This is a genomic window from Serratia sp. SA088 (assembly GCF_049065515.1).
Lineage (GTDB): Bacteria > Pseudomonadota > Gammaproteobacteria > Enterobacterales > Enterobacteriaceae > Serratia > Serratia nematodiphila.
Genome location: NZ_JBAKGW010000010.1, coordinates 62,997 through 87,736, shown reverse-complemented (window position 1 = coordinate 87,736; position 24,740 = coordinate 62,997). Strand labels below are relative to the sequence as shown.

21 protein-coding genes are annotated in these 24,740 nt (G+C 61.2%); 8 read left to right on the top strand and 13 right to left on the bottom strand.

Translation table 11 applies throughout. The annotated features are described in order from the left end of the window. Positions 1-9: 9 nt before the first annotated feature. The 3 genes from glpG to malT all read right to left on the bottom strand — a co-directional run bounded on the left by glpG (position 10) and on the right by malT (position 4,142). Positions 10-846, bottom strand: a complete 837-nt coding sequence (glpG, locus tag ACOWVD_RS21730) for a rhomboid family intramembrane serine protease GlpG (RefSeq protein WP_015379321.1) — start codon at positions 844-846, stop codon at positions 10-12. 172 nt (positions 847-1,018) lie between these two features. Continuing rightward, the gene (gene glpE / locus ACOWVD_RS21725; protein ID WP_004930790.1) at positions 1,019-1,345 is read right to left on the bottom strand and encodes a thiosulfate sulfurtransferase GlpE; all 327 of its coding nucleotides are present in this window, start codon (positions 1,343-1,345) and stop codon (positions 1,019-1,021) included. Between the two features lie 82 nt (positions 1,346-1,427). Continuing rightward, a complete protein-coding gene (gene malT / locus ACOWVD_RS21720) occupies positions 1,428-4,142 on the bottom strand; it encodes an HTH-type transcriptional regulator MalT (protein WP_049240504.1) in 2,715 nt (904 codons plus the stop codon). Positions 4,143-4,602: 460 nt separating this feature from the next. Between malT and malP the strand changes: the two genes are divergently transcribed. Both malP and malQ read left to right on the top strand, forming a co-directional pair. After that, positions 4,603-7,008, top strand: coding sequence for a maltodextrin phosphorylase (malP, locus tag ACOWVD_RS21715; protein WP_049240506.1), 2,406 nt, complete (start codon positions 4,603-4,605; stop codon positions 7,006-7,008). 9 nt (positions 7,009-7,017) lie between these two features. After that, positions 7,018-9,108 (top strand): 4-alpha-glucanotransferase, encoded by a 2,091-nt coding sequence (malQ, locus tag ACOWVD_RS21710; protein WP_164095734.1) that lies wholly within the window; start codon positions 7,018-7,020, stop codon positions 9,106-9,108. Positions 9,109-9,177: 69 nt separating this feature from the next. Here malQ and nfuA read toward each other — a convergent pair whose 3' ends face one another. Further along, complete coding sequence (gene nfuA, locus ACOWVD_RS21705) at positions 9,178-9,753, bottom strand: Fe-S biogenesis protein NfuA (RefSeq protein WP_004930777.1); 576 nt, start codon at positions 9,751-9,753, stop codon at positions 9,178-9,180. Between the two features lie 58 nt (positions 9,754-9,811). Next, positions 9,812-10,495, bottom strand: a complete 684-nt coding sequence (gene gntX / locus ACOWVD_RS21700; RefSeq protein ID WP_103086222.1) for a DNA utilization protein GntX — start codon at positions 10,493-10,495, stop codon at positions 9,812-9,814. Positions 10,496-10,535: 40 nt separating this feature from the next. Here gntX and bioH point away from each other — a divergent pair, with 40 nt between their 5' ends. Both bioH and ACOWVD_RS21690 read left to right on the top strand, forming a co-directional pair. Further along, entirely contained in the window at positions 10,536-11,306 is a 771-nt protein-coding gene (gene bioH / locus ACOWVD_RS21695; RefSeq protein ID WP_004930771.1) for a pimeloyl-ACP methyl ester esterase BioH, read from the top strand. 270 nt (positions 11,307-11,576) lie between these two features. After that, positions 11,577-11,861, top strand: a complete 285-nt coding sequence (locus tag ACOWVD_RS21690; protein ID WP_004930765.1) for a YdgH/BhsA/McbA-like domain containing protein — start codon at positions 11,577-11,579, stop codon at positions 11,859-11,861. A 44-nt stretch (positions 11,862-11,905) separates the two neighbouring features. Here ACOWVD_RS21690 and ACOWVD_RS21685 read toward each other — a convergent pair whose 3' ends face one another. From ACOWVD_RS21685 to greB, 5 genes are all read right to left on the bottom strand, one after another. After that, complete coding sequence (locus tag ACOWVD_RS21685) at positions 11,906-12,145, bottom strand: FeoC-like transcriptional regulator (protein ID WP_004930758.1); 240 nt, start codon at positions 12,143-12,145, stop codon at positions 11,906-11,908. Next, positions 12,145-14,460 (bottom strand): Fe(2+) transporter permease subunit FeoB, encoded by a 2,316-nt coding sequence (gene feoB / locus ACOWVD_RS21680; protein WP_004930755.1) that lies wholly within the window; start codon positions 14,458-14,460, stop codon positions 12,145-12,147. The genes ACOWVD_RS21685 and feoB overlap by 1 nt, the downstream gene beginning before the upstream one ends. A gap of 71 nt (positions 14,461-14,531) precedes the next feature. Further along, entirely contained in the window at positions 14,532-14,756 is a 225-nt protein-coding gene (feoA, locus tag ACOWVD_RS21675; RefSeq protein ID WP_004930752.1) for a ferrous iron transporter A, read from the bottom strand. Between the two features lie 607 nt (positions 14,757-15,363). Then, on the bottom strand, positions 15,364-17,697 hold the full coding sequence (locus ACOWVD_RS21670; RefSeq protein ID WP_049240509.1) for a Tex family protein: 2,334 nt from the start codon (positions 17,695-17,697) through the stop codon (positions 15,364-15,366). 157 nt (positions 17,698-17,854) lie between these two features. Further along, the gene (gene greB, locus ACOWVD_RS21665) at positions 17,855-18,328 is read right to left on the bottom strand and encodes a transcription elongation factor GreB (RefSeq protein WP_004930745.1); all 474 of its coding nucleotides are present in this window, start codon (positions 18,326-18,328) and stop codon (positions 17,855-17,857) included. 229 nt (positions 18,329-18,557) lie between these two features. On the opposite strand from greB, the gene cbpA reads away from it, so the two are divergent. The 4 genes from cbpA to envZ all read left to right on the top strand — a co-directional run bounded on the left by cbpA (position 18,558) and on the right by envZ (position 22,174). After that, positions 18,558-19,520, top strand: coding sequence for a curved DNA-binding protein (cbpA, locus tag ACOWVD_RS21660; RefSeq protein WP_015379312.1), 963 nt, complete (start codon positions 18,558-18,560; stop codon positions 19,518-19,520). 5 nt (positions 19,521-19,525) lie between these two features. Next, positions 19,526-19,831, top strand: a complete 306-nt coding sequence (locus ACOWVD_RS21655; protein ID WP_004930739.1) for a chaperone modulator CbpM — start codon at positions 19,526-19,528, stop codon at positions 19,829-19,831. A 256-nt stretch (positions 19,832-20,087) separates the two neighbouring features. Next, on the top strand, positions 20,088-20,807 hold the full coding sequence (gene ompR, locus ACOWVD_RS21650) for a two-component system response regulator OmpR (RefSeq protein WP_004709363.1): 720 nt from the start codon (positions 20,088-20,090) through the stop codon (positions 20,805-20,807). After that, entirely contained in the window at positions 20,804-22,174 is a 1,371-nt protein-coding gene (envZ, locus tag ACOWVD_RS21645; RefSeq protein ID WP_015379311.1) for a two-component system sensor histidine kinase EnvZ, read from the top strand. The genes ompR and envZ overlap by 4 nt, the downstream gene beginning before the upstream one ends. Before the next feature lie 32 nt (positions 22,175-22,206). Here the strand turns inward: envZ and ACOWVD_RS21640 are convergent, their stop codons facing one another. The 3 genes from ACOWVD_RS21640 to pckA form a co-directional block, all read right to left on the bottom strand. After that, entirely contained in the window at positions 22,207-22,686 is a 480-nt protein-coding gene (locus tag ACOWVD_RS21640; protein ID WP_004930733.1) for a type II toxin-antitoxin system VapC family toxin, read from the bottom strand. Next, positions 22,683-22,946 carry a FitA-like ribbon-helix-helix domain-containing protein gene (locus tag ACOWVD_RS21635; RefSeq protein WP_004930730.1) on the bottom strand — a complete coding sequence of 88 codons (264 nt, stop codon included), beginning with the start codon at positions 22,944-22,946 and terminating at the stop codon, positions 22,683-22,685. The genes ACOWVD_RS21640 and ACOWVD_RS21635 overlap by 4 nt, the downstream gene beginning before the upstream one ends. 126 nt (positions 22,947-23,072) lie before the next feature. Continuing rightward, positions 23,073-24,692, bottom strand: a complete 1,620-nt coding sequence (pckA, locus tag ACOWVD_RS21630) for a phosphoenolpyruvate carboxykinase (ATP) (RefSeq protein ID WP_015379308.1) — start codon at positions 24,690-24,692, stop codon at positions 23,073-23,075. Positions 24,693-24,740: the final 48 nt, after the last annotated feature.

Genomic DNA, 24,740 nt, shown 5'->3' with positions numbered 1-24,740 from the left:
TCCCGGCTGTTATTGTTCGTTGTGTGCGCGATGACGCGTATCCCAAAATGCCATCAATAACCCTAACACTAAACCGGCTATGTGTGCCGCGTTGGCGATCGACATTCCTAAAATATCGAAATATCCGGCCACCAGCCACAGCACCGAGAACACCATCAGGCCGCGCGGCAGCATCAGGCCGCGCTCCGGCGCCCGTTCGCCCGACAGCCACACATAGCCCATCAGCGCATAAACCACGCCCGACAGCCCGCCGAACAGCGCGCCGCTGAACAACGATTGCGCCCAGCCGCTGAAGAAGGCCGACACCACCGCCAGCACGAACAGCTTGCCGGCGCCGAGGCGTTTTTCCATCTGGCCGCCGAGATACCACCACCACATCAGGTTAAACAGGATATGCAGCAGGGAGAAATGCAGGAACGCATGGCTGACCCAGCGCCACAGCTGGGTGTATTGGCTGCTGTCCTGCGGCCAGGAGAGCCAGTACATCACGGTATCGTCGCCCAGCGCCTGCATCAGAATATAGACCGCGATGCACAGCACCATCACGCCGAGCGTCAGCGGCCCGGCCTTGCTGCGCAGGGTGTGCAGGTAGGATTCGCTCTGATAATGCAGGCCGGCGTCGGTATGGCCGGTCTGCCAGCTGGCGGCCTGATAACGGCGGTTGAGCGGATCGGCCAGAAACTGCTGCAGCTCGTGTTGCACCTGCTCGAGGTGACCGTCGTCGGCCAGCCAGATTTCCGCCGCCTCGCCGCTGTTGCGCAGCTCAAGCCGGATGCCCTGGGTCGCCATATAGTCGACAAAGGCCAGCGCCAGGCGCGGGTTGGATATGGCGATTACTCTAACCATTGCTCTTCCGTCGTAAGTGAATGATTTTGGCCGCGGCTTGCTCGCAGGCGACCCTGACGGCCGATTATAACGTCGAAATCCTGAGCGCTGGCAAACGGATCTGCGAAAAACCCGCGAAAACGCGCACAAAAAACCAAGGGGAAGCCCGCCGACGCACGGCGGGCGGCGGGGATCAGGCAGAGGTTTCCACGTCTTGCGGATACTGACGGGCCCAGGCCTCGAAGCCGCCGTCGATGCTGTAGACCGCGTCGAACCCCTGGTGCAGCAGGTACTGCGCCGCGCTGCGGCTGCTGTTGCCGTGGTAGCACATCACCATCACCGGCCGCTCGAAGTCGTTTTGTTGCATAAAGGCCGACAGGGTGGCGTTGGTGAGGTGAAAGGCGCCCGGCGTATGCCCGGCTTCAAAACTTTGCGGATCGCGGATGTCGACCAGGGCGGCGCTGCCCTCTTTCCAGCGGGTGTACGCCTGCTCAACGTTGATCGCTTCGAACTGTTCCATACTGCTGACTGCCTCGTAATAGGGGGACGCCGCTATTGTAACCAACTCTGCGACGTTTAAGACCAGAGGGATATCAGGGTTTTTACGCGCCGTACCCCATCATTTTCAGCAGTTGCTGCGCCTGCTGCACCGCCTCCTGGCGATGAGCCACGCCCAGTTTCTGATACAGGTTGCGGATGTGCGTCTTGATGGTGGTGGCCGCCACATCCAGCTCACCGGCGATCTGGTCGTTGCTGTAACCGGAATAGATCAGCCCCAGCACCTGCCATTCGCGTTGGGTCAGCGGGCTGGTGCGGATCAGTTCCGGCACCTGCGGGTGGGTCAGCAGCTTATCGACGAAGTTCTCGTCAAAATGCGCGAACTTGTGCCGATGATGCTGGTTGATGTCGCGCAAGATGCGCTGGGCGCGATGCTGTTCCAGCTCCGGCAGCGTGTTGAGCTGGATCAGCTGGCGCAGCTGCTGCGCCATCGCTTCGCCCTCGATGACGAAGTGGCTGATAAAACCGGTGCGATTGGCCAGCGACAGCGCTTCGATCAGCGCCTGCTGCGCTTCGCCCTTGCGCTCTTGCAGCCAATAGAGCTGGTTGCTGAGCAGCAGGTTGCGGTTGAGATCGCTCACCAGTCGCAAGCGGCGGGCGTTTTCGTTCAGTTCATCCAGCACCACGCCGGCCTCTTCATACTGGCCGAGCAGGAGCTGCACCCGCGCGATGTTGCGCCATTGGCCCTGCGTGAAGTGGTTGTCCGCCATGCCGGGTTTTTCGGTGTGGCGCAGCCACTGGGCGGCGGCGGCGGTGTCGCCGGTCATCTGCCAGTGGATCACCCGCGATTTGTCGGTGTTGGTCAGCCAGTCGCGATGATAGTGCGCGCCGTGCAGCAGGGTTTCGCAGCGCTGCAGGTGGGTGTTGGCGTTGTCCAGATCGCCGCGCGCCAGCGAGCATTTGGCCAGCATGGCGATACACTGCAACTGCTGCTGCGGTTGGTAGTTAGCCAGGATTTTCAGCCCGGCGCGCGCCGCGTCTTCCGCTTCGTCCAGCCGCGACCATGACCACAGGATCTGGGCGCGGATGCGCAGCAGGAACTCGTGCATCGGCAGCTGTTCCAGGTGCTGCTCGCGGATCAGTTCGAACGCCTTGTCCTGGGTTTCGTAAGCGGCCTGCAGGAAGCCTTGGGCGATAAGGATTTCGCTCTGCTGCAGCAGCGCCCAGAGCGCGTAATGGTTGGCCTGATGACGACGCGCCATCTGCTCGGTCTGCTGCATCATCGGCAGCGCGCGCGCCAGTTCGCCCTTGCAGTGGTGCACTTCGCCGGTCACCGAGGTGGCGACGATGCGACTGTAATAGCTCGACAGCGGCAGGAATTTCAACGCTTCGCTCGCCAGCCGCTCGGCTTCTTCCGGTTTGCCGGCGTTGATCGCCACCTGGGCGCGCAAGGCGTCAAACTCGGCGTGCAGCGTTTGGTCTATCTCGATTTTCTGCTCGCGCATGGTGCGCTCGGCGCGCTCCAGCAGGGTGTTGACCTCACTGTAGCGGTGCTGGCTCTGCGCCAGCCAGGCCTGCAGCAACGCCAGCTTGGGGTTTTGGATCAGGCGCTCATAAGGCAGCGCGTTGAGGCACTCCTCCAGCAAGGCCAGTTCGCTGTGGTGGAACAGCGACCAGGCGTGTTGCAGCAGGATATCGCGTAGCATGCTGACGTCGCTGGCCGCCAGCGCGTGGTGAATGGCCTCCGCCGGATACCCCAGCGCCAGCCAGCCCTCGGCGGCGGCGCGGTGCAATCCCGGCAGCTCCAGCGCCAGTTCCCACTGGCAGCGCTGGCGCAGGAAAGAGGCGAACAGCGGATGGAAGTTGAACCATTCGCCGGTGTCGTCCATGCGGTGGATAAACAGCCCCTGGCGCTCCAGCTCCTCCAGCCGTTGCTGGCCGTTGTCTTCGCCGGTCAGCCGCACGATCAGCGCGTCGTTCATCGAGCGCAACACCGAACAGCGCAGCAGGAAGGCGCGCGCATCGGCATCGACGTGATCCAGCACTTCGTCCACCAGATAGTCGGACAGGTGACTGGCGTTCAGCCCCGCCAGCCGCTTGGCCGACAGCTGAGCCGAGGAGGCGGATTGGCGAGCCGACAGCGCGATCAGCTGCAGCGCGGTGGCCCAGCCTTCGACTTCGTCGCACAGGCGGCTGCTGTCCTGCTGTTCCATCGGCGCCGCCAGGCGGCAATCGAAGAACTGTTTGGCTTCCTGATGGGTGAACGCCAGCTGCTGCGTACCCATTTCCAGCAGCTGATCGCGCACCCGCAGGTTGGCGATGCCGAGCGGCGGCAGAGTGCGCGAGAGCAGGATCAGCGTCAGGTTTTCCGGCTGATGGCGCAGGAAAAAGCGCATGGCTTCATGGATGGCGTCGTTGGTGATCAGGTGGTAGTCGTCGATCACCAGGTACAGCGGCTGATGCCAGTCGGCCAGCTCGATAAACAGTTGGGCGAACAGCGCCGACAGGCTGGCGTACTGGTGTTTCTGGCTCAGCGCCTCGCTCTTGACGCAGCGGCCGCCGCTGGCCTGCTGCAGGGCGGCGATCAGGTAGCTGGCGAAGCGCTCCGGCTGGTTGTCGCTCTCATCCAGGGAATACCAGCCCAGATCGGCCTTGCCGGCCGCCCATTGGGCGATCAGCGTGGTTTTCCCGTATCCCGCCGGGCAATTGACCAGTGTCAGACGATAGTTGCCCGCGCTGGCCAGTTTGGCCAGCAGGCGATCGCGGATCACGGTATTTTGCAGCCGTACCGGGCGGCTCAGTTTTGATGGGATCAGCATAGTATTCCAGGGTATAAATCGCGGTTCCCGCCGGGATTGGAGTGGCGCTAATTATTTTATGGTTCGTAATTAATAGCTCCCCCTAACTTCTGCCAACCCTAAACGTATTGCAACAAGCTTCCGCATCGGCTTGGAGTTAAGTTGCTATCGATCACACTTTTTTACGTTTGGCGCCGGCGTGCGGCGATGCGGTGGCGGATCGCATTTCCGGCCATGGACAAAACTTCAGCAGCGCGAATACTTGTGCTAACGTCAGGGTTAACGTTCTCAGTGCTCGCCGCACGCGTTGGCGGGCTTTTTTGCATCGTTGCAAGGGAGTCAAACAGTGCCTGAGATCACAATTCCAGCTACGCCCCAATCCTCCTCCCCAGCTAATCCCCAGGCGGGATGATGCCGTCAGGCTTTCTCACCGGCACGATAGCGGCAATTTGACCCACTTACTGGATAGAGAGTTTTCCTTATGTCACAGCCTACGCTTAAGAAGGATGCTTTTCTGGCGGCGCTCGCCCGTCAATGGCAACGGTTCGGCCTCAGTTCCGCACAGCAGATGACGCAACATCAATGGTGGGAAGCCGTCAGTGCGGCGCTGGCCGAGCAGTTGGCCGCGCAGCCGGCGCCGCGCAAAAGCGCCAAACCGCTGCGCCACGTAAACTACATCTCGATGGAGTTTCTGATCGGCCGGCTGACGGCGAACAACCTGATCAACCTGGGCTGGTACGACACCGTCGAGCAGGCGCTGGCCGAGCAAAACGTCAAGCTGGCGGATCTGCTGGAGCAGGAAACCGATCCGGCGCTGGGCAACGGCGGGTTGGGGCGGCTGGCGGCCTGTTTCCTCGACTCGATGGCGACGGTGGAACAACCGGCCACCGGCTATGGGCTGAACTACCAGTACGGGCTGTTCCGTCAGTCGTTCCGCGATGGGCAACAGCAAGAGGCGCCGGATAACTGGCAACGCGAGAGCTATCCGTGGTTCCGTCACAACGCCGCGCTGGCGGTGGACGTGGGCATCGGCGGCAAGCTGGAAAAGCAGGCCGACGGCCGAGAACTGTGGCGCCCCGCCTTCACCCTGCGCGGCGAAGCCTGGGATTTGCCGGTGCTGGGGTATCGCAACGGCGTGGCGCAGCCGCTGCGCCTGTGGCAGGCGACCCATCAGCATCCGTTCAACCTGAGCGATTTCAACGACGGCAAGTTCCTGCAGGCGGAGAAGCAGGGCGTAGAAGCCGACAAGCTGACCAAGGTGCTCTACCCGAACGACAACCATCAAGCCGGCAAACGCCTGCGCCTGATGCAGCAGTATTTCCAGTGCGCCTGCTCGGTGGCGGACATTTTGCGCAAGCACCATCAGGCCGGCCGCAAGATTGAAGAGCTGCCGAAGTATGAAGTGATCCAGCTGAACGACACTCACCCGACCATCGCCATTCCGGAAATGCTGCGCATTCTGCTGGACGAGCACCAGTTGGAGTGGGAGGCGGCCTGGGCAATCACCAGCAACACCTTCGCCTATACCAACCACACCCTGATGCCGGAAGCGCTGGAGTGCTGGGATGAGAAATTGGTGCGCAACCTGCTGCCGCGCCATTTCTCCATCATCAAACAGATCAACGCCAGGTTCAAAAAGCTGGTGGATAAGCACTGGCCGGGCGACGAGGCGGTGTGGGCCAAACTGGCTGTACACCATGACAAGCAGGTGCGTATGGCCAACCTGTGCGTGGTCAGCGGCTTTGCGGTCAACGGTGTGGCGCAGCTGCATTCGGATCTGGTGGTGAAAGATCTGTTCCCGGAATACCACCAGCTGTGGCCGAATAAATTCCATAACGTCACCAACGGCATCACGCCGCGCCGCTGGCTGAAACAGTGCAACCCGGCGCTGTCGGGCCTGATCGATGAGACGCTGAAGGTGGAGTGGGCGAACGATCTCGACGCGCTGCGCGGGCTGGAAAAATTCGCTGACGACGCGGCGTTCCGCCAGCGTTATCAGCAGATCAAACGCGACAACAAGGTGGCGCTGGCCCAGTACGTGCACGGCGTGATGGGGTTGACGCTCGACCCGGACGCGATCTTCGACGTGCAGATCAAACGCCTGCACGAGTACAAACGCCAGCACCTGAACCTGCTGCATATCCTGTCGCTGTATCGCCAGCTGCGCGACAACCCGAACCTGGACATCGTGCCGCGCGTGTTCCTGTTCGGCGCCAAGGCGGCGCCGGGTTACTACCTGGCGAAGAACATCATCTACGCCATTAACCAGGCGGCCGAGAAGATCAACAACGATCCGCTGGTGAAGGATCGCCTGAAAGTGGCGTTCATCCCTGACTACCGTGTGTCGGTAGCCGAATTGATGATCCCGGCGGCGGATATCTCCGAACAGATCTCCACCGCCGGCAAAGAGGCCTCCGGCACCGGCAACATGAAGCTGGCGTTGAACGGCGCGCTGACGGTCGGCACGCTGGACGGCGCCAACGTCGAAATCGCCGAGCAGGTGGGCGAAGACAATATCTTTATCTTCGGCAATACCGTGGAGCAGGTGAAGGCGATAGTGGCGAAGGGTTACGATCCGCTCAGCTACCGCAAGAAAGACAAGCACCTGAAGGCGATTCTGGACGAGCTGGCGAGCGGCGCTTTCAGCCACGGCGACAAGCACGCGTTCGACATGATGCTGCACAGCCTGCTGGAAGGCGGCGATCCCTACCTGGTGCTGGCGGACTTTGCCTCGTACTGCCAGGCGCAGCGCCGGGTCGACGAGCTGTATCGCGATCGGGACGAATGGACGCGGCGGACTATCCTTAACACCGCGCGCGTCGGCATGTTCAGCTCGGATCGCTCGATCCGCGATTATCAGCAGCGTATCTGGCAAGCCAAACGTTAAGGAGAGCGAATGGATCGCAAGCGTATCGATCAGGCGGCAGCGCAGGCGGGGATCGCTGCCGATTTTATCAATGCCCACGGCAAGCGGCAGGCGATTGAACCGGAGACCAAGCGCAAGCTGTTGGCGGCCATGAATCGGGCCGATGGCGCGCAGGAAGGCGCGGCATCACCGTTACCGGCGGTCAAGGTGTTCTATCAGGGCGCGCCGCTGGCGTTGACCCCGGCGGGTGAAGGCGAGTACCTGTGGGCGCTGCAGCGTGAAGACGGCGAATGCCTGCAGGGGCGCGTCGGCGCGCGCAAGACCCTGACGCTGCCCGGCGATCTGCCGATGGGGTACCACCAATTGACGCTGAGCCAGGGCGAGCAGCAGTGGCCATGCCGAGTGATCGTCGCGCCGAGACGCTGCTTCGAGCCGGACGCCTTGCTGACCGGCAAGAAACTGTGGGGCGCCTGCGTTCAGCTGTATACGCTGCGTTCCGATCGCAACTGGGGCATCGGCGATTTCGGCGATCTGCGCCTGATGGTGGAGCAGGTGGGGGAACGCGGCGGTGCCTTCGTCGGCCTCAATCCGATCCATGCGCTGTATCCGGCCAACCCGGAGAGCGCCAGCCCCTACAGCCCCTCATCGCGCCGCTGGCTGAATCTGGCGTATATCGACGTCAATGCGGTAGAGGATTTCCAGCGCAGCGACGCGGCGCAGCGCTGGTGGCAGAAGCCGGCGACGCAGAAGCAGCTGGCCAAGGCGCGCGCCGCGGAGTGGGTGGACTACACCGCCGTGATGCAGCTGAAGCTGGCGGCGCTGAAGCTGGCGTTCCCGCTGTTTCAGGCGCGCCAGCCGAACGACGCGCAGCGTCAGGCGTTCGAGCAGTTCGTGGCTGAGGGGGGCGACAGCCTGTATCAGCAGGCGGCGTTTGATGCGCTGCATGCCCATCTGGCGGCCAAAGACGCCAGCCAGTGGGGCTGGCCGGCCTGGCCCGAGCGCTATCGGCAGGGGCAGAGCGACGCGGTGCGGCAGTTCTGCGCCGAACATCAGGACGCGGTCCGCTTTTACCTGTGGCTGCAATGGCTGGCGGCCACCCAGTTCGCGCAGTGTTTTGACCAGAGCAGGCAGCAGCAGATGCCGATTGGCCTGTATCGCGATCTGGCGGTCGGGGTGGCGGAAGGCGGGGCGGAAACCTGGTGTGACCGTGAGCTGTACTGCCTGAAAGCGTCGGTCGGGGCGCCGCCGGATATTCTGGGGCCGCTGGGGCAAAACTGGGGCCTGCCGCCGATGGATCCGCACGTGATGGCGGCGCGCGGGTATCAGCCGTTCATCGATCTTTTGCGCGCCAACATGACCAGCTGCGGCGCGCTGCGCATCGATCACGTCATGGCGCTGCTGCGGCTGTGGTGGATCCCGTATGGCGAAACCGCCGATCGCGGCGCCTATGTCAAATACCCGGTGGACGATCTGCTGGCGGTGCTGGCGCTGGAAAGCCAGCGCCACCGTTGCATGGTGATCGGCGAGGATCTCGGCACGGTGCCGGTGGAGATCGTCGGCAAGCTGCGCGACAGCGGCGTCTACTCCTACAAAGTGCTCTATTTCGAAAGCGACGGCGAGCACCATTTCCGCGCGCCGCAGGCCTATCCGGTGCAGGCGATGGCGACCATCACCACCCACGATCTGCCGACGCTGCGCGGCTATTGGCAAAGCGACGATCTGACGCTCGGCAATCGGCTGGGCCTTTACCCGGATGCGGAGATCCTGCAGGCGCTGTTCGCCGATCGGGAACGCGCCAAACAGGGGTTGCTGGACGGATTGCATCGCTATGGCTGCGTGCCGCAGAAGGTGGGCAAGAAGGCGGCGCTGCTCGGCATGAGCCCGCTGCTCAACCGCGGCCTGCAGCGCTATGTCGCCGACAGCGCCAGCGCCTTGCTCGGCCTGCAGCCGGAAGACTGGCTGGATATGGCGGATCCGGTCAACATTCCCGGCACCAGCGATCAGTACCCTAACTGGCGGCGCAAGCTGACCCAGACGCTGGAGGAGATGTTCGCCGACCCGCACATAAACCGGCTGCTGAAGGATTTGGACAAGCGGCGCCGCAAGGTGTCGGTGGGGTGAAAACGACAATGCCGGAACGGGTTCCCCCTTCCGGCATTGTGTTATCTACCGTGGCGCGAACGCCGGGTATCAGTAGTAAGAGTGCTCGCCGCGCTGGTGCTCGGTCAAATCACGCACGCCTTTCAGCTCCGGGAATTTCTGCAGCAGCTCTTTCTCAATGCCTTCTTTCAGCGTGACGTCCACCATCGAACAGCCGTTGCAACCGCCGCCGAACTGCAGAATAGCCATGTTGTCGTCGGTGATCTCCATCAGCGTTACGCGGCCGCCGTGGCCCGCCAGCTGCGGGTTGATCTGCGACTGCAGCACGTATTCCACGCGCTCCATCAGCGGTGCGTCGTCATCGACCTTGCGCATCTTGGCGTTCGGCGCCTTCAGCGTCAGCTGAGAACCCAGCTGGTCGGTCACGAAGTCGATTTCGGCGTCTTCCAGATACGGCGCGCTCAGCTCATCAACATAGGCGGACAGTTTGTCGAACTTCAGTTCGGTATCCGTCGCTTCTACCGCGTCCGGCGGGCAATAAGAGACACCGCATTCGGCCGTCGGCGTGCCCGGGTTGATCACGAATACGCGGATTTGGGTGCCTTCTTCTTGATTTGCCAGCAGTTTGGCAAAGTGTTCCTGTGCAGCATCTGTTATACGGATCATAGCATTAGCTCAATAGTTGACTTCTATAGTCGGTTATAATACGCCCATTGCCGTGGCACTACAACGTGCGGCAAACGCACCATATCTGCACCGAAGCGGCGCCTTGCCGCCGCAGCAGCGCCGCGATCGCCGCGACGGTGCTGCCGGTGGTCACCACGTCATCCACCAGGGCGATATGCCGGCCGGCGACCGGCACGGTACAGGCGAACGCGCGCTGCAGATTGCGTCTGCGGGCAGGGGCGCTCAGCCGCTGTTGCAGGGCGGTTTTGCGCACCCGGCGCAAGGCGGCGGGCCGATAGGCGCAGCCCAGCCAGCGCGCCAGCGGCCGGGCCAGCAGATCGCTCTGATTATAGCCACGGCGCCAGCAGCGTGATGCATGCAAGGGTACCGCTAAAATCAGGTCGGGTCTGTTCAGATACTGCTCTCTTCGCGCCTGCTGCCACCGCAGCAGCATCAGGCGCGCCAGCGTCGGCGCCAGCTCGGGCGCGCGGTGGAACTTGAACCTTTTTACCAGTTGGCTGAGCGGCGCAACGTAGTCGCCGACGAACACCAGCCGCTGCCAGGGCGGCGGCCGTTGCAGGCAGCGGCCGCAGGGCATTTGCGTCTCGCCGGCGGGCAATCCGCAGCGCGGGCAACACGGAGGGTTGACCGGCAGATGGCGCAGGCAGCAACTGCAGATGCCATGGCGCACCAGGCTCAACGGCTGTCGGCATAGCCAACAGCGGCTGCGGATTGATAGCATAGGGCCTCCGACACGGATAAGCATGAAAGGACAGTAACCAATGACAGCGCTGTACTGGCAAACAATAGGCGAAGGCGAACGCGATCTTGTGCTGCTGCACGGCTGGGGATTGAACGCCGAAGTGTGGAGTTGCATCCAGGCGCGACTGACGCCGCATTTTCGCCTGCATCTGGTCGATCTGCCGGGATACGGCCGCAGCCAGGGGTTCGGCGCCCTGTCGCTGGAGCAGATGACGGATATCGTGCTGGCGGCCGCCCCGCCGCAGGCCTGGTGGCTTGGCTGGTCGCTCGGCGGGCTGGTGGCCAGCCAGGCGGCGCTGATGCAGCCCGGGCGGGTCAAGGGGCTTATCACCGTGGCCTCCTCGCCGTGTTTTGCCGCTCGCGATGCGTGGCCGGGGATCCGCCCGGACGTGCTGAGCGGTTTCCAGCATCAGCTGAGCCTGGATTTCCAGCGCACCGTCGAGCGTTTTCTGGCGCTGCAAACGCTGGGCACCGAGAGCGCGCGTCAGGATGCGCGCCAGCTGAAAGCGGTGGTGCTTAACCAGCCGACGCCGAGCGTCGAGGTGTTGAACGGCGGGCTGGAGATCCTGCGCACCGCCGATCTGCGCGCGCCGCTGGCGGAGTTGAATCTGCCGCTGCTGCGGATTTACGGCTATCTGGACGGGTTAGTGCCGCGCAAGGTCGCCGAGCTGCTCGATGCCGCCTGGCCGAACTCCACGTCGCAGATCGTGGCCAAAGCCGCCCATGCGCCGTTTATCTCTCATCCCGATGAATTTGTGACGATGATCGAAGCGTTTATTGCAGCACATTGAATGCAGCGGGAAAACGCACGATAGAGCGCGAAAAAAAACGCCGCCGGGTGGATAAAAGACAAAGCTGTTCGATACTTAGTGAGTCAATGCGTTGGCTGCAAAATGAAAAGACCGCGTGCGGCGCTTTTCATTTTGGCGTTTCGTCTCTGGGAAACGGGCCCCGTCAGGGAAAGCAACGAGGCCTGAGGATGTCGCGGCAGCCTGCGGTACTACGCATGGATTTTTGACGGCTTTCATAACAGATAAATTATCCATTGAGAGGTTAGTGTCATGAAATCATTGAAGATGATTATTGCAGCGGCAGTGCTGGGTTCGGTGTCTTTCGGCTCCATGGCGGCAACCCTGCTGACCAAGGAAGATCTGGATAAGAACCCGGGTAAATACGAGAAGATCGGCACCGTCACCACGACGGCGGAAACCACGTCACCGATGGACGCCAAGGAAGAGCTGTCCAAACTGGCTGACGAAAAGGGCGGTCAATACTACGTGATCCTGGCAGGCCGCGAACACGGTAAATTCAGCGCCATCGCCGAAGTTTACAAAGACAAACAATAAGCCTTGAACGGTAATGGGGCGCCCGTCATTGGCGCCCCTTATCTTCAGGCTTTCAGTCGATAGAACACCGTGCTGCACCCCTGGCCCTGCGGGCAGCTTTTGCAGCCGCCGCTCAAACAGGCGCCGTCATCCTGTTCGATGCGCTCCACTTTCCCCATCGCCGTCAAACGATCCAGCATCGCCTGCACCAGCGGCAGCGGCGTCGCCAGCGATTGGCTGAGCTGCTGCGCCTGGGCGCTGCCGCGCAGCGCCAGCGCATCGCGCACCTGCAGCAGCCCGGCCATCAGTGACAGCTCCCTTTGGCGCCCTGACAACAGGCCGCCGGCGTGGCGTTGCCCAGGCGCACCGTGACGCGGCTGCGCGCCCGGCGCAGGCCGAACAGCACCAGCAGATTCACCAGCAGCACCGCCAGGATCGCCGTCAGGCTGTACTGCGGATGTTGGTTGAAGGTCGCCGCTTGGTAGAACAGCGTCGCCAGCGAGTAGGCCACGTTCAGCCCCCACAGGATGGAGAATGTCATCCAGCCGCGGCTCGATTCGCGGGCGATGGCGCCCATCACCGAGACGCAGGGCACATACAGCAGCACGAAGATCAGATAGCTGTAGGCGGAGATGCCGGAGCCGAATTTGCTGCTCATCACGCCCATCGAGCCGACGCCCATCTCGCCGTCGCCCTTGCTGGCTTCGATCGGGTTGGACAGCACGCTCAGGCTGAAGGTGTTTTTCAGGCCGTCCCAGGTTTCCTGCAGCGCGCCGCCCAGCTCATCGAGCAGGTTGAAGTTGGCGGCGTCGAACGCCTCTTTGTTGATGTGCTCGGCGGTATACAGCGTATTCAGCGTGCCGACCACCACTTCTTTCGCCATCGCGCCGGTCACCAGGCCGACGGTGGCCTGCCAGTTATCGCGGTGGACGCCCATCGGCTGCAGCAACGGCGTCAGCACCTTGGAAACCGTGGCCAGCGCGGAGTCGTTGATGTTGTCGACCGTTTTGCCGCTGAACGAGAAGCTGTTAAGGCCGCCGATGAATATGCTGGCCACCACGATCACCTTACCGGCGCGCAACACGAAGCCTTTCAACCGCTGCCAGGTTTGCAGCAGCAGGCTTTTCAGGTGCGGCACGTGGTAAACCGGCAGCTCCATCACGAACGGCGAGGCTTCGCCGCGCATGAGGGTGTATTTGAGTACCAGGCCGGTGAGGATCGCCACCGCGATGCCGAGCATGTACAGCGAGAACACCACCCCTGCGCCGTCCTGGCCAAAGAAGGCGGCGGCGAATACCGCGAAGATCGCCAGCCGGGCGCCGCAGGACATGAACGGCGCCATCATGATGGTGATCAGGCGCTCGCGTTGGGCGTCCAGCGTGCGGGCGCCCATGATGGACGGCACGTTGCAGCCGAAACCGACGATCAGCGGCACAAAGGATTTGCCCGGCAGCCCGAGCGCCTGCATCAGGCGATCCATCACGAACGCCGCACGCGCCATGTAGCCGGAGTCTTCCAGGAACGACAGGAACAGGTACATCATGCCGATCTGCGGCACCAGCGGCAGCACGGTGTTGATGCCGCCGCCGACGCCCTGCGCCAGGAAAACGGTCAGCCAGTCGGGGAAGTGCAGGGTGTAGCCGAGCCACTGAATGCCCTGAATGAAGATCGCCGCCGAGCCGATATCGAAGATCGGCTGCAGCGCGCCGCCGATGTTGATCGCCAGCAGGAACATCAGGTACATCACCAACAGGAAGATCGGTACGCCCAGCCAGCGGTTGAGGATCACTTTATCCAGCATGTCGGTCAGGCGGTTGGGCATCGCCTGCTGCGAGTTGCTGACCGCGTCGCTCAGGGTGGCGATAGACTGGTAGCGCGCGTCGGCGATCACCAGCGCCGGGTCTTCTTGCTGCTGCTGTTGCAACGCCTGAATGGCCGCAGGCAGCAGCGCGACGGCGGGACCGGCCAGCCGGTGGCTGTAGATGTCGCCTTCCAGCATCTGCAATGCCAGCCAGCGGCGTTGCACCGCCGGCAGCGTTTGCGGCATGGCATCGCTCAGCGTGGCGACCGCTTTCAGCAGCAACGGCGGATAGTTCACCAGCGCCTGCTGTTCGTTGAGGCGATGATTGTCGATCATCTGTTTCAGCACGCCGATGCCGTCGGCGCGGGTGGAGATCATCGGCACTACCGGGCAGCCGAGGCGCGCCGACAGCGCGGCGACGTCGATATCGATATGCTGGCTTTTGGCGATGTCGAGCATGTTCAGCGCCACGATGCAGGGAATGCCCAGCTCCAGCAGCTGTAGCGTCAGGTAGAGATTGCGCTCCAGGTTGGAGGCATCGACCACGTTGATCAGCAGATCGGCGTCGCCGCTCAAAATGTAGTGGCAGGCGATCTGCTCATCGAGCGAGGTTTGCTCTGAAATGGTGGTCAGGGAGTAGGTGCCGGGCAAATCGACCAGCCGCACGTCGGACTGCGGGGTAGTGAAATGGCCTTCTTTGCGTTCGACCGTCACGCCCGCCCAGTTGCCGACCCGTTGGCGTGCGCCGGTCAGCTGGTTGAACAGCGTGGTTTTGCCGGAGTTCGGGTTACCGATTAAGCCGATGGTGAGTTTTTTCATAGTTCTGCGTGTCGTCTTCAAGGAGAGCCGCGCCGGCGCAAGGGCGCGTCGGCAAATGGAGGCGCGCCGGTTCAGGACTGGCCGTCGAGCTGCAGCAGCGCCAGATCCTTCCTGCGCAGCACCAGGCTGACGCGGCGGGTTTTAATTTCTATCGGATCGCCCAGCGGCGCGACGCGCACCACGTCGAACGAAGAGCCGGGCAGCATGCCGAGCGATAACAGTTTCTGGCGGTAGGCCGGCGCAATTTCACCGGAAAAGCCGACAATCTTATATGTGTGTTTAGGTTGAAGCTGCATGTGATTAACCTTCCGGGTGCCGATGAACATCGGGCTGATGATAATTGGACGTTGCCGGCGAAAATGCCACGCCGTCGGCGGTATTCATCCATAAGGTCATGCAATAAAGTGAGCGCAAATAATAGTAATTATCATTATCGCATTCAACACAAAAGATAGGGGTATTGTAACCAATTATTATGGCGTCGACAGTTTTTGGTTGTGTCGTCTTGATAAGCCCCGTTTTACCACTGCTTTTACTCGGCGACAAATGAGAATGGTGAGTTAAATCAGTTGCGTATTTGTAGCCGAGTTTTCTCGTTTGCAAATATTGATGGCGTTTTTCCCTTATTTATTTCTGATGAAAGGCAATTCAATAACATTATTCCGCCGTAATGCGAGCGGTAACCATTTGTGTTTCGCTCACAATTCGCAAAATGAAAAATGCGTGTTAACGACGTTGTTAATAAACGGCTGCAGAAGGGATGTTTGCCGCTTTAACAATGGGAGGGCGGTCACGCAGCAACGGGAAATAAAAAGATGAAGGTTTATTGAGATGGGTCAAAAAAATGCCGCAAGTTTTCTTTCTCGGAAAGGGCGGAGCAGGCTCCGCCCTGTCGGTTCCGACTTAGCGTTTCTTGCCGAATGCCGCCGCCAGCGCGTCGCCCATGGCGCTGTTGCCGGCCGGCGCCGCGTTGCGCGGTTTGGCCTTGTTGCCGCCTGCCGAACGGTTGGCGTTGTCGCGCGTCTGGGCAGGCGCGTTGCCGCCGCGACGCGGTGAACCCTCGCCCGGTTGCTCATCCAGGCGCATGCTCAGCGCAATGCGTTTACGCTGCAGATCGACTTCCATCACCTTCACTTTGACGATGTCGCCGGCCTTCACCACGGTGTGCGGATCTTCGACGAATTTGTCCGCCAGCGAGGAGATGTGCACCAGGCCGTCCTGATGCACGCCGATATCCACGAAGGCGCCGAAGTTGGTGACGTTGGTCACCGAGCCTTCCAGGATCATGCCCGGCTGCAGATCGTTGAGGGTTTCCACGCCTTCGGCGAAGGTGGCGGTTTTGAACTCCGGACGCGGATCGCGGCCCGGCTTCTCCAGCTCTTTCAGAATGTCGGTGACCGTCGGCACGCCGAACTTGTCGTCGGTGAAATCGACCGCTTTCAAGCTGCGCACCGCGGAGGCGTTGCCCATCAGGTCCTGCAGCGCCTGCTCGGTGGCGGCCAGGATGCGTTGCACCACCGGATAGGCTTCCGGGTGAACGGTGGAAGCATCCAGCGGGTTGTCGCCGTGGTTGATGCGCAGGAAGCCGGCGCACTGTTCGAAGGCCTTCGGCCCCAGACGGCTGACCTTCAGCAGCTGTTCACGGTTGCTGAAGCGGCCGTTCTCGTCGCGCCAATTGACGATGTTCTGCGCCATCATGCGCGTCAGGCCGGCCACGCGGGTCAGCAACGGCACCGACGCGGTGTTCAGATCGACGCCGACGGCGTTTACGCAGTCTTCCACCACCGAGTCCAACTTTTTCGCCAGCTGGCTCTGGCTGACGTCGTGCTGATACTGGCCGACGCCGATGGATTTCGGGTCGATCTTCACCAGCTCCGCCAGCGGATCCTGCAGGCGGCGAGCGATGGACACCGCGCCGCGCAGCGATACGTCGAGATCCGGGAATTCCTGCGCCGCCAATTCAGACGCGGAATACACCGACGCGCCCGCTTCGCTGACGATCACTTTCTGCGCCCGGACTTCGCTGAACTGCTTTTGCAGGTCGAGATAGAAGCGCTCGGTTTCACGTGAAGCGGTGCCGTTGCCGATGGCCACCAGCTCCACGTTGTGTTTGATGCACAGCGCCGCGACGATGGCGGCGGCTTTCGCCGCTTGCCCGGTGTGCGGGTAGACGGTGTCGGTGGCGACCAGCTTGCCGGTCGCGTCGACCACGGCGACTTTCACCCCGGTGCGCAGGCCCGGATCGAGGCCCATGGTGGCGCGCATGCCGGCCGGCGCGGCCATCAGCAGATCATGCATGTTGCGGGCGAAAACGTTGATTGCTTCATCTTCCGCGCGCTCACGCACCGTGCCCATCAGCTCGGTTTCCAGGTGCAGCAACACCTTGATGCGCCAGGTCCAGTTGACCACCGCCTTGCGCCAGGCGTCGGCCGGGGCGTTGTTCAGGCGCAGGTTGAGGTGATTGATGATGATCAGCTCCGCCTGGCTTTCGCGCGGTGCTTCCTCAAACTGCGGATCGGCGTTCAGCGCCAGCTGCAGCACGCCTTCGTTGCGGCCGCGGAACATCGCCAGCGCGCGGTGTGAAGGCACCTGAGAAATCGGTTCGTGGTGATCAAAATAGTCGCGGAACTTGGCGCCTTCTTCTTCCTTGCCTTCGACCACTTTGGACACCAGATGGGCGTTTTTCCACAGGTAGTCGCGCACCTTGGCCAGCAGCGCGGCGTCTTCGGCGAAGCGCTCCATCAGGATATAGCGCGCGCCGTCGAGGGCGGCTTTCACGTCCGCCACGCCCTTGTCGGCGTCGACGTAGCGTTCAGCCAGTTGTTCCGGCTGCTGTTGCGGATCCTGCCACAGCGTATCCGCCAGCGGTTCCAGGCCGGCTTCGATGGCGATCTGGCCACGGGTGCGGCGCTTCGGTTTGTACGGCAGGTAGAGGTCTTCGAGTTCGGTCTTGCTCAGCGTGGCGTTGATCGCCCCCGCCAATTGTTCAGTCAGTTTGCCCTGTTCATCGATCGACTTCAGGATGGTCTGGCGACGATCTTCCAGTTCACGCAGATAACCCAGACGGGTTTCCAGCTGGCGCAGTTGGGTGTCGTCCAGGCCCCCGGTGACTTCCTTACGATAGCGTGCAATAAAGGGCACGGTATTACCTTCATCCAGCAGACGGATGGCGGAGTCGACTTGCTCCGGCCGGGCCTGCAGTTCTGTTGCAATAATGCGGCTCAGTGGGTCATTCATAGGTCTGGTATCTGTATTGATAACGGTGAATAAACAGGGGACAGTTATACGGATTGATCGCGGAAAATGCCAGCGAAGCGGGCCGCCGCCGCGCGGCCGCGGCATGGAGAACAGCGCAGACGGCGGCGTTGGCGGCGGTTAGGAAAAAGCTGAAAGCTTACTTCGGGTAGTTTATCTCGTTAACGTACCACTGCGCCTCGCCCAGCGGGGTATTGACGGTGGCGACGTCCCCGACCTCTTTTTTCAGCAGGGCGCGCGCCATCGGCGCATCAATGGAGATGTAATCCTTGCGGCCGAAAATCTCGTCGTAACCGACGATGCGAAAGCGTTTGGTTTCGCCGTCTTCGTTCTCCACCTCTACCCAGGCGCCGAAGAACACTTTGCCTTCCTGCTGCGGTGAATAATCGACGATCTTCAACTGCTCCAGGCATTTGGTCAGATAGCGGACGCGGCGATCGATCTCACGCAGCCGCTTCTTGTTGTACTGGTAATCGGCATTTTCGCTTCTGTCGCCCAGGCTGGCGGCCCAGGTCACTTTCTTGGTCACCTCGGGGCGTTCTTCGCGCCAGAGGTAATCCAGCTCTTGTTTGAGCTTGTCATACCCTTCACGGGTTATCAGTTGAGTTCTCATCGTGATTTATCTTTATGGGGCCACCGCCACAGTGTACGTGAATGCGGGGGGCTTTAGAAATGGCGCGCGGGCCTGTGCCTTGTCGCACGGTTTTTATTCAGTTTGCGCAGCTTTTAACGATCGGGAGTATGCTTAGCGTAGCGGAAAAGGAATGTGACGAAAGGAGGATATCTGGCGAGAGAGACAAGGAATTTTGGCGCACAACCCAACACATTGAAGGTATTACCGCATGGAATTTAAAGATTACTACGCCACGATGGGCGTTGAGCCCAACGCCGATCTGAAAACCATCAAAACGGCCTACCGTCGGCTGGCGCGTAAATATCACCCTGACGTGAGCACTGAAGACGATGCCGAAAGCAAGTTCAAGGAAGTGGCCGAAGCCTATGAGGTGCTGAAGGACGAGGAGCGCCGCGCCGAGTACGATCAGATCCGGCTGCACCGCAACGATCCGAACTTTGGCCGCCAGGCGCGCGGCGATCGCGGCGGCTATCAGCAGAGCGCTTCATGGCACGGCGGCGGCGCCGACGCGCAAGACTTCTCCGATTTCTTCGAAAGCATGTTCGGCGGGCGGGCGGCGGGCGGGCATCGCTCTGCTTCGCACTCGCACGGCGGGCATGGCTTCCGCGGCCAGGATCTGGAGATGGAGGTGCCGCTGTTCCTCGAGGAAACGCTGCATGGTCAAAGCCGCGAGATTTCCTACACGCTGCCGGTGTACGACGAACTGGGGCGGCAGGTAAGCGAAGCCAGCAAGACGCTGAACGTGAAAATTCCGGCCGGCGTGGGCGACGGCGAGCGCATTCGCCTCAAGGGGCAGGGCGTTGCCGGCGTGGGCGGCGGCCAGAACGGCGACCTGTATCTGGTCATCCGCCTTGCGCCGCATCCACTGTTCGAGATCGACGGCCACAACCTGAGCATCGTGGCGCCGCTCGCCCCATGGGAAGCGGCGCTGGGGGCCAGCATCGAGGTGCCGACGCTGACCGGCAAAATCGCGTTGACCGTGCCGGCCGGCAGCCAGAGCGGCAAGCGGCTGCGGGTCAAGGGCAAAGGGCTGGCGGGCAAGAAAGAGCCCGGCGATCTGTATGTCATTCTCAAGGTGGTGATGCCGCCGAAGCCGAACGAGAAGGCCAGCGCCCTGTGGCGAGAGCTGGCTGAACAGGCGGCGTTCAACCCGCGCGCGGAATGGGAGTAAAGCAGATGATGAAAAAAGAGATCACATTCACCGTGGTGGAACTGTGCCAGCGGGTGGAGATTTCAGAGGACGAGCTGGTCGAGATCGTCGGCCTGGGCGTTATCGTGCCGCTGGAGCCGGCGCAGCCGCGCTGGGAGTTCGATTATCCGGCGCTGAGCCACCTGCAGCGCGCGCGCAGGCTGCGGGCCGAGCTGGATCTGGATTGGCCGGGGATCGCCATGGCGCTAACGCTGCTCGACCGGGTTGACGCCCTACAGCAAGAGAACCGGCAGTTGCGCCGGCAGCTGGCGCGTTTCCTGCAGACTTCCTGATCCGACAGCTAAACGCCACCGGGCGCTTCCCGGTGGCGAAATTGTGCAAAATTGGGCCGTCACCCCACATTGCGCCGATAAAGGGCGAAATTTTAACGAACCCCCGTCGACATTCACTGAAAATTGTTGATAAATGGGGAAAAGAATAAGCTTTGTAACAATTTCGTCTAGAATACATACCATTAAACGCTGTCTCAAATGGCAAGGTTTTCTAACAATATTCGAGTCAGGCAATAAAGCCTTTGGGAGTAATACCATGCAAGAGAATCATAAGATCCTGGTTGTCGATGATGACATGCGCCTGCGCGCGCTTTTAGAACGTTATTTAACCGAGCAGGGCTTCCAGGTTCGCAGCGTTGCCAACGCTGAGCAAATGGATCGCTTGCTGACTCGTGAATCCTTCCATTTGATGGTGCTCGATCTGATGTTGCCGGGCGAAGACGGCCTGTCCATCTGCCGCCGCCTGCGCAGCCAGAGCAACCCGATGCCAATCATTATGGTCACCGCCAAAGGCGAAGAGGTCGATCGCATCGTGGGGCTGGAAATCGGCGCCGACGACTACATTCCTAAACCGTTCAACCCGCGTGAGCTGTTGGCTCGTATCCGCGCGGTGCTGCGCCGTCAGGCGAACGAACTGCCGGGCGCGCCTTCGCAGGAAGAGGCGGTGATCGCGTTCGGCAAATTCAAACTGAACCTCGGCACCCGCGAGATGTTCCGCGAAGACGAGCCGATGCCGTTGACCAGCGGCGAGTTCGCGGTACTGAAGGCGCTGGTCAGCCACCCGCGTGAACCGCTGTCGCGCGATAAGCTGATGAACCTGGCGCGTGGCCGCGAATACAGCGCCATGGAACGCTCCATCGACGTGCAGATCTCTCGTCTGCGCCGTATGGTTGAAGAAGATCCGGCGCATCCGCGTTATATCCAGACCGTGTGGGGTCTCGGCTACGTCTTCGTCCCGGACGGCAGTAAGGCATGAGGCGATTGCGCTTTTCACCGCGTAGCTCGTTTGCCCGAACTCTGTTGTTGATCGTCACCTTGCTGTTTGTCAGCCTGGTGACGACCTATCTGGTGGTGCTGAACTTCGCCATCCTGCCCAGCCTGCAGCAGTTCAACAAGGTATTGGCCTACGAAGTGCGTATGCTGATGACCGATCGGCTGCAGCTGGAGGACGGCACGCTGCTGGAGGTGCCGCCGGCGTTCCGCCGTGAGATCTACCGCGAACTGGGCATCTCTCTCTACACCAACTCGGCGGCGGAGGAGAGCGGCCTGCGCTGGGCGCAGCACTACCAGTTCCTCAGCCAGCAGATGGCGCAGCAGCTCGGCGGGCCAACCGATGTGCGGGTGGAGGTAAACAAGAACTCCCCGGTGGTGTGGCTGAAAACCTGGCTGCAGCCCGATATCTGGGTGCGCGTGCCGCTGACGGAAATCCACCAGGGCGACTTCTCGCCGCTGTTCCGCTATACGCTGGCGATCATGCTGCTGGCGATCGGCGGCGCCTGGCTGTTTATTCGTATTCAAAACCGCCCGCTGGTGGAGCTGGAACATGCGGCGCTGCAGGTGGGCAAGGGCATTATTCCGCCGCCGCTGCGCGAGTATGGCGCTTCCGAAGTGCGGTCGGTGACTCGCGCATTCAATCAGATGGCGTCGGGCGTCAAACAGCTGGCGGATGACCGCACGTTGCTGATGGCCGGGGTCAGCCACGACCTGCGCACGCCGTTGACGCGCATCCGGCTGGCGACGGAGATGATGAGCGCCGAAGACGGCTATCTGGCCGAGTCGATCAATAAAGACATCGAAGAGTGCAACGCCATCATCGAGCAGTTCATCGATTATCTGCGCACCGGGCAGGAAATGCCGACCGAAAGCAGCGATCTGAACGCCATTTTAGGCGAAGTGGTCGCGGCCGAGAGCGGCTATGAGCGGGTGATTGAAACCGCGCTGTCGCCGGGCGAGCTGATGATGAATGTGCATCCGCTGTCGATTAAGCGGGCGGCGGTGAATATGGTGGTGAACGCGGCGCGTTACGGCAACGGCTGGATCAAGGTCAGCAGCGGCCGTGAGCTGCAGCGCGGTTGGTTCCAGGTGGAAGATGACGGGCCGGGCATCAAGCCGGAAGAGTTGAAGCACCTGTTGCAGCCGTTCGTACGCGGTGACAGCGCGCGCAGCACCAGCGGCACCGGTCTGGGGCTGGCGATCGTGCAGCGCATTATCGACGCGCATGACGGCGAACTGGATATCGGCACCAGCGAGCGCGGCGGGCTGTTGATCCGCGCGTATATTCCGTTGCCGATGGAGAAAAAAGAGTCGACCAACGGCCATCAAACGGCCAGGGAAAACGCCTGACCTCTGGTGTGGGCCGCGCCGCTGCGGCCCCGTCAGGACTTTCTGCTCATCACGTAGTATTCCGCCGCATCTTCATGCAACCGACGGCCGGTCGGCGCCTGCCACGGATCGATTAACTCGATGCCGCAGTGGAGGAAGTCTTTGGTATTGCGGGTGGCCAGGGCGGCGCCGTAATGCAGGCAGGTGGCGGCGATTTGGGTATCGGGCATGCTCATCGCTTTACCCAGCAGCCGATTCCTTGCCGTCAATTCCGCGTATTGCATCGCGCACAGCCCATCAAACGGCAATATCTGCCCCTCGAACTTCAATTCAATGGCGTCCGCTAATTTCAGTTTGAGATCCCGCTGGCGCTTGCCGTCAGGCATGCAGGCCACGCCGCTGAACAGTTCGGCGAGGACAATGGCGCTGAGATAGAGCTCGTCATTGTCCTTTTCATTTAACCAGTTAATGACGTTGTAGTACGGGCTGGGACGCAGCGTTTCTGAAATGACGTTGGTGTCGATAATGATCATGCGTTGTCATCTTCATCATCAAAGGTGACGATGCGTGGCGGCACGGCGTCACGCGGTGGGATCTCCAGCTCAACGCCGCCGAATTCGGCGAAGTGCTGATGCATCCAGGTACCCAATCCATAGCGCGGCGGCTTTTTCACCAGCGCCTGTTTCAGGATCATGCGCGCTTCCTCTTCCATGGAATGACCGTTTTTCGCCGCTGAGATACGCAGCAGCTCTTTGATTTCGTCGTCCAGATTTCTGACGGTGATAGTCGCCATTTAAACCTCCTTTGCTATCAATGATTGCATTGACTTATTTTCTCGTCTTGCCGATTAAAAAGCAATCAATTGAAATAAAAAAAGGCGCGGGATCCGCGCCTTAGCTGAAGAGGTAATGCTACCGAATTACAGCTTAGGGCCGGCGCTGACCAGCGCGGCGCCCGCAGGCGTGTCGGTGTATTTGTCGAAGTTGGTGATGAAGCGCTCGGCCAGATCCTGCGCTTTTTCCTGCCACTGCTCGAGGCTGGCGTAGGTATTGCGCGGATCGAGGATCTCCGGATTCACGCCCGGCAGCGCGGTCGGCATCGCCAGATCGAAGATCGGCAGAGTGACGGTTTCCGCCTTGTCGATCTCACCGCTCAGGATGGCGTCGATGATGCCGCGCGTATCTTTGATCGAGATGCGTTTGCCGGTGCCGTTCCAGCCGGTGTTGACCAGGTAAGCCTGGGCGCCGGCGGCCTGCATGCGTTTCACCAGCACTTCGGCGTACTGCGTCGGGTGCAGCGACAGGAACGCGGCGCCGAAGCAGGCGGAGAAGGTTGGCGTCGGTTCGGTTACGCCGCGCTCGGTGCCGGCCAGTTTGGCGGTGAAGCCGGACAGGAAGTGGTACTGAGTCTGGTTGGCGGTCAGACGCGATACCGGCGGCAGCACGCCGAAGGCGTCGGCGGTCAGGAAGATCACCTTGGTGGCGTGACCCGCCTTGGACACCGGCTTGACGATGTTCTGGATATGGTAGATCGGGTAAGAAACGCGGGTATTCTCGGTTTTCGAACCGTCGTTGAAGTCGATGCTGCCGTCGGCCAGCACGGTAACGTTTTCCAGCAGCGCATCGCGTTTGATGGCGTGGTAGATGTCCGGCTCGGCTTCTTCAGACAGCTTGATGGTCTTGGCGTAGCAGCCGCCTTCGAAGTTGAACACGCCGTCGTCGTCCCAGCCGTGCTCGTCATCGCCGATCAACTGACGCTTAGGATCGGTGGAGAGGGTGGTCTTGCCGGTGCCGGACAGGCCGAAGAACACCGCCACGTCGCCTTTCTCGCCCACGTTGGCCGAGCAGTGCATCGAGGCGATGCCTTTCAGCGGCAGCAGGTAGTTCATCATCGAGAACATGCCTTTCTTCATTTCGCCGCCGTACCAGGTGCCGCCGATCAGCTGCATGCGCTCGGTCAGGTTGAAGGCGACGAAGTTCTCCGAGTTCAGGCCTTGCTGCTGCCAGTTCGGGTTGGTGCATTTGGCGCCGTTCATCACCACGAAGTCCGGTTCGAAGTCAGCCAGCTCTTCGTCGCTCGGGCGGATAAACATGTTTTTCACAAAGTGCGCCTGCCAGGCCACCTCGGTGATGAAGCGCACTTTCAGGCGCGAGTCGGCGTTGGCGCCGCAGAAGGTATCCACCACGAACAGGCGCTTGCCGGACAGTTGCTCGGTGACCAGGTGTTTCAGATCGGCCCACACTTCCGGGCTGAGGGGTTTGTTGTCGTTCTTGCCTTTGCCCTGATCGGCCCACCACACGGTATCGCGGGTGATGTCGTCGCGGACGATGTATTTGTCTTTCGGCGAACGGCCGGTGAAGATGCCGGTATCGACGGAGACGGCACCCAGCTTGGTGACTACCCCACGCTCAAAACCTTCCAGAGATGGGTCTGTTTCTTCCTTAAACAGCAGTTCATAGCTCGGGTTGTGAACGATTTCGCTAACGTCGTGAATGCCGTAAGCGGCCAGATCCTGAGGGGTTATACCTTTAACGCGCATGTTACTACTCCTTGGTCACAGAATTTCTGGCGGCAATTGTAGGGATCT

Coding starts and splice junctions, on each gene's coding strand:
- glpG (WP_015379321.1), bottom strand. CDS start 846: ATGGTTAGAGTAATCGCCATATCCAACCCGCGCCTGGCGCTGGCCTTT.
- glpE (WP_004930790.1), bottom strand. CDS start 1,345: ATGGAACAGTTCGAAGCGATCAACGTTGAGCAGGCGTACACCCGCTGG.
- malT (WP_049240504.1), bottom strand. CDS start 4,142: ATGCTGATCCCATCAAAACTGAGCCGCCCGGTACGGCTGCAAAATACC.
- malP (WP_049240506.1), top strand. CDS start 4,603: ATGTCACAGCCTACGCTTAAGAAGGATGCTTTTCTGGCGGCGCTCGCC.
- malQ (WP_164095734.1), top strand. CDS start 7,018: ATGGATCGCAAGCGTATCGATCAGGCGGCAGCGCAGGCGGGGATCGCT.
- nfuA (WP_004930777.1), bottom strand. CDS start 9,753: ATGATCCGTATAACAGATGCTGCACAGGAACACTTTGCCAAACTGCTG.
- gntX (WP_103086222.1), bottom strand. CDS start 10,495: ATGCTATCAATCCGCAGCCGCTGTTGGCTATGCCGACAGCCGTTGAGC.
- bioH (WP_004930771.1), top strand. CDS start 10,536: ATGACAGCGCTGTACTGGCAAACAATAGGCGAAGGCGAACGCGATCTT.
- ACOWVD_RS21690 (WP_004930765.1), top strand. CDS start 11,577: ATGAAATCATTGAAGATGATTATTGCAGCGGCAGTGCTGGGTTCGGTG.
- ACOWVD_RS21685 (WP_004930758.1), bottom strand. CDS start 12,145: ATGGCCGGGCTGCTGCAGGTGCGCGATGCGCTGGCGCTGCGCGGCAGC.
- feoB (WP_004930755.1), bottom strand. CDS start 14,460: ATGAAAAAACTCACCATCGGCTTAATCGGTAACCCGAACTCCGGCAAA.
- feoA (WP_004930752.1), bottom strand. CDS start 14,756: ATGCAGCTTCAACCTAAACACACATATAAGATTGTCGGCTTTTCCGGT.
- ACOWVD_RS21670 (WP_049240509.1), bottom strand. CDS start 17,697: ATGAATGACCCACTGAGCCGCATTATTGCAACAGAACTGCAGGCCCGG.
- greB (WP_004930745.1), bottom strand. CDS start 18,328: ATGAGAACTCAACTGATAACCCGTGAAGGGTATGACAAGCTCAAACAA.
- cbpA (WP_015379312.1), top strand. CDS start 18,558: ATGGAATTTAAAGATTACTACGCCACGATGGGCGTTGAGCCCAACGCC.
- ACOWVD_RS21655 (WP_004930739.1), top strand. CDS start 19,526: ATGATGAAAAAAGAGATCACATTCACCGTGGTGGAACTGTGCCAGCGG.
- ompR (WP_004709363.1), top strand. CDS start 20,088: ATGCAAGAGAATCATAAGATCCTGGTTGTCGATGATGACATGCGCCTG.
- envZ (WP_015379311.1), top strand. CDS start 20,804: ATGAGGCGATTGCGCTTTTCACCGCGTAGCTCGTTTGCCCGAACTCTG.
- ACOWVD_RS21640 (WP_004930733.1), bottom strand. CDS start 22,686: ATGATCATTATCGACACCAACGTCATTTCAGAAACGCTGCGTCCCAGC.
- ACOWVD_RS21635 (WP_004930730.1), bottom strand. CDS start 22,946: ATGGCGACTATCACCGTCAGAAATCTGGACGACGAAATCAAAGAGCTG.
- pckA (WP_015379308.1), bottom strand. CDS start 24,692: ATGCGCGTTAAAGGTATAACCCCTCAGGATCTGGCCGCTTACGGCATT.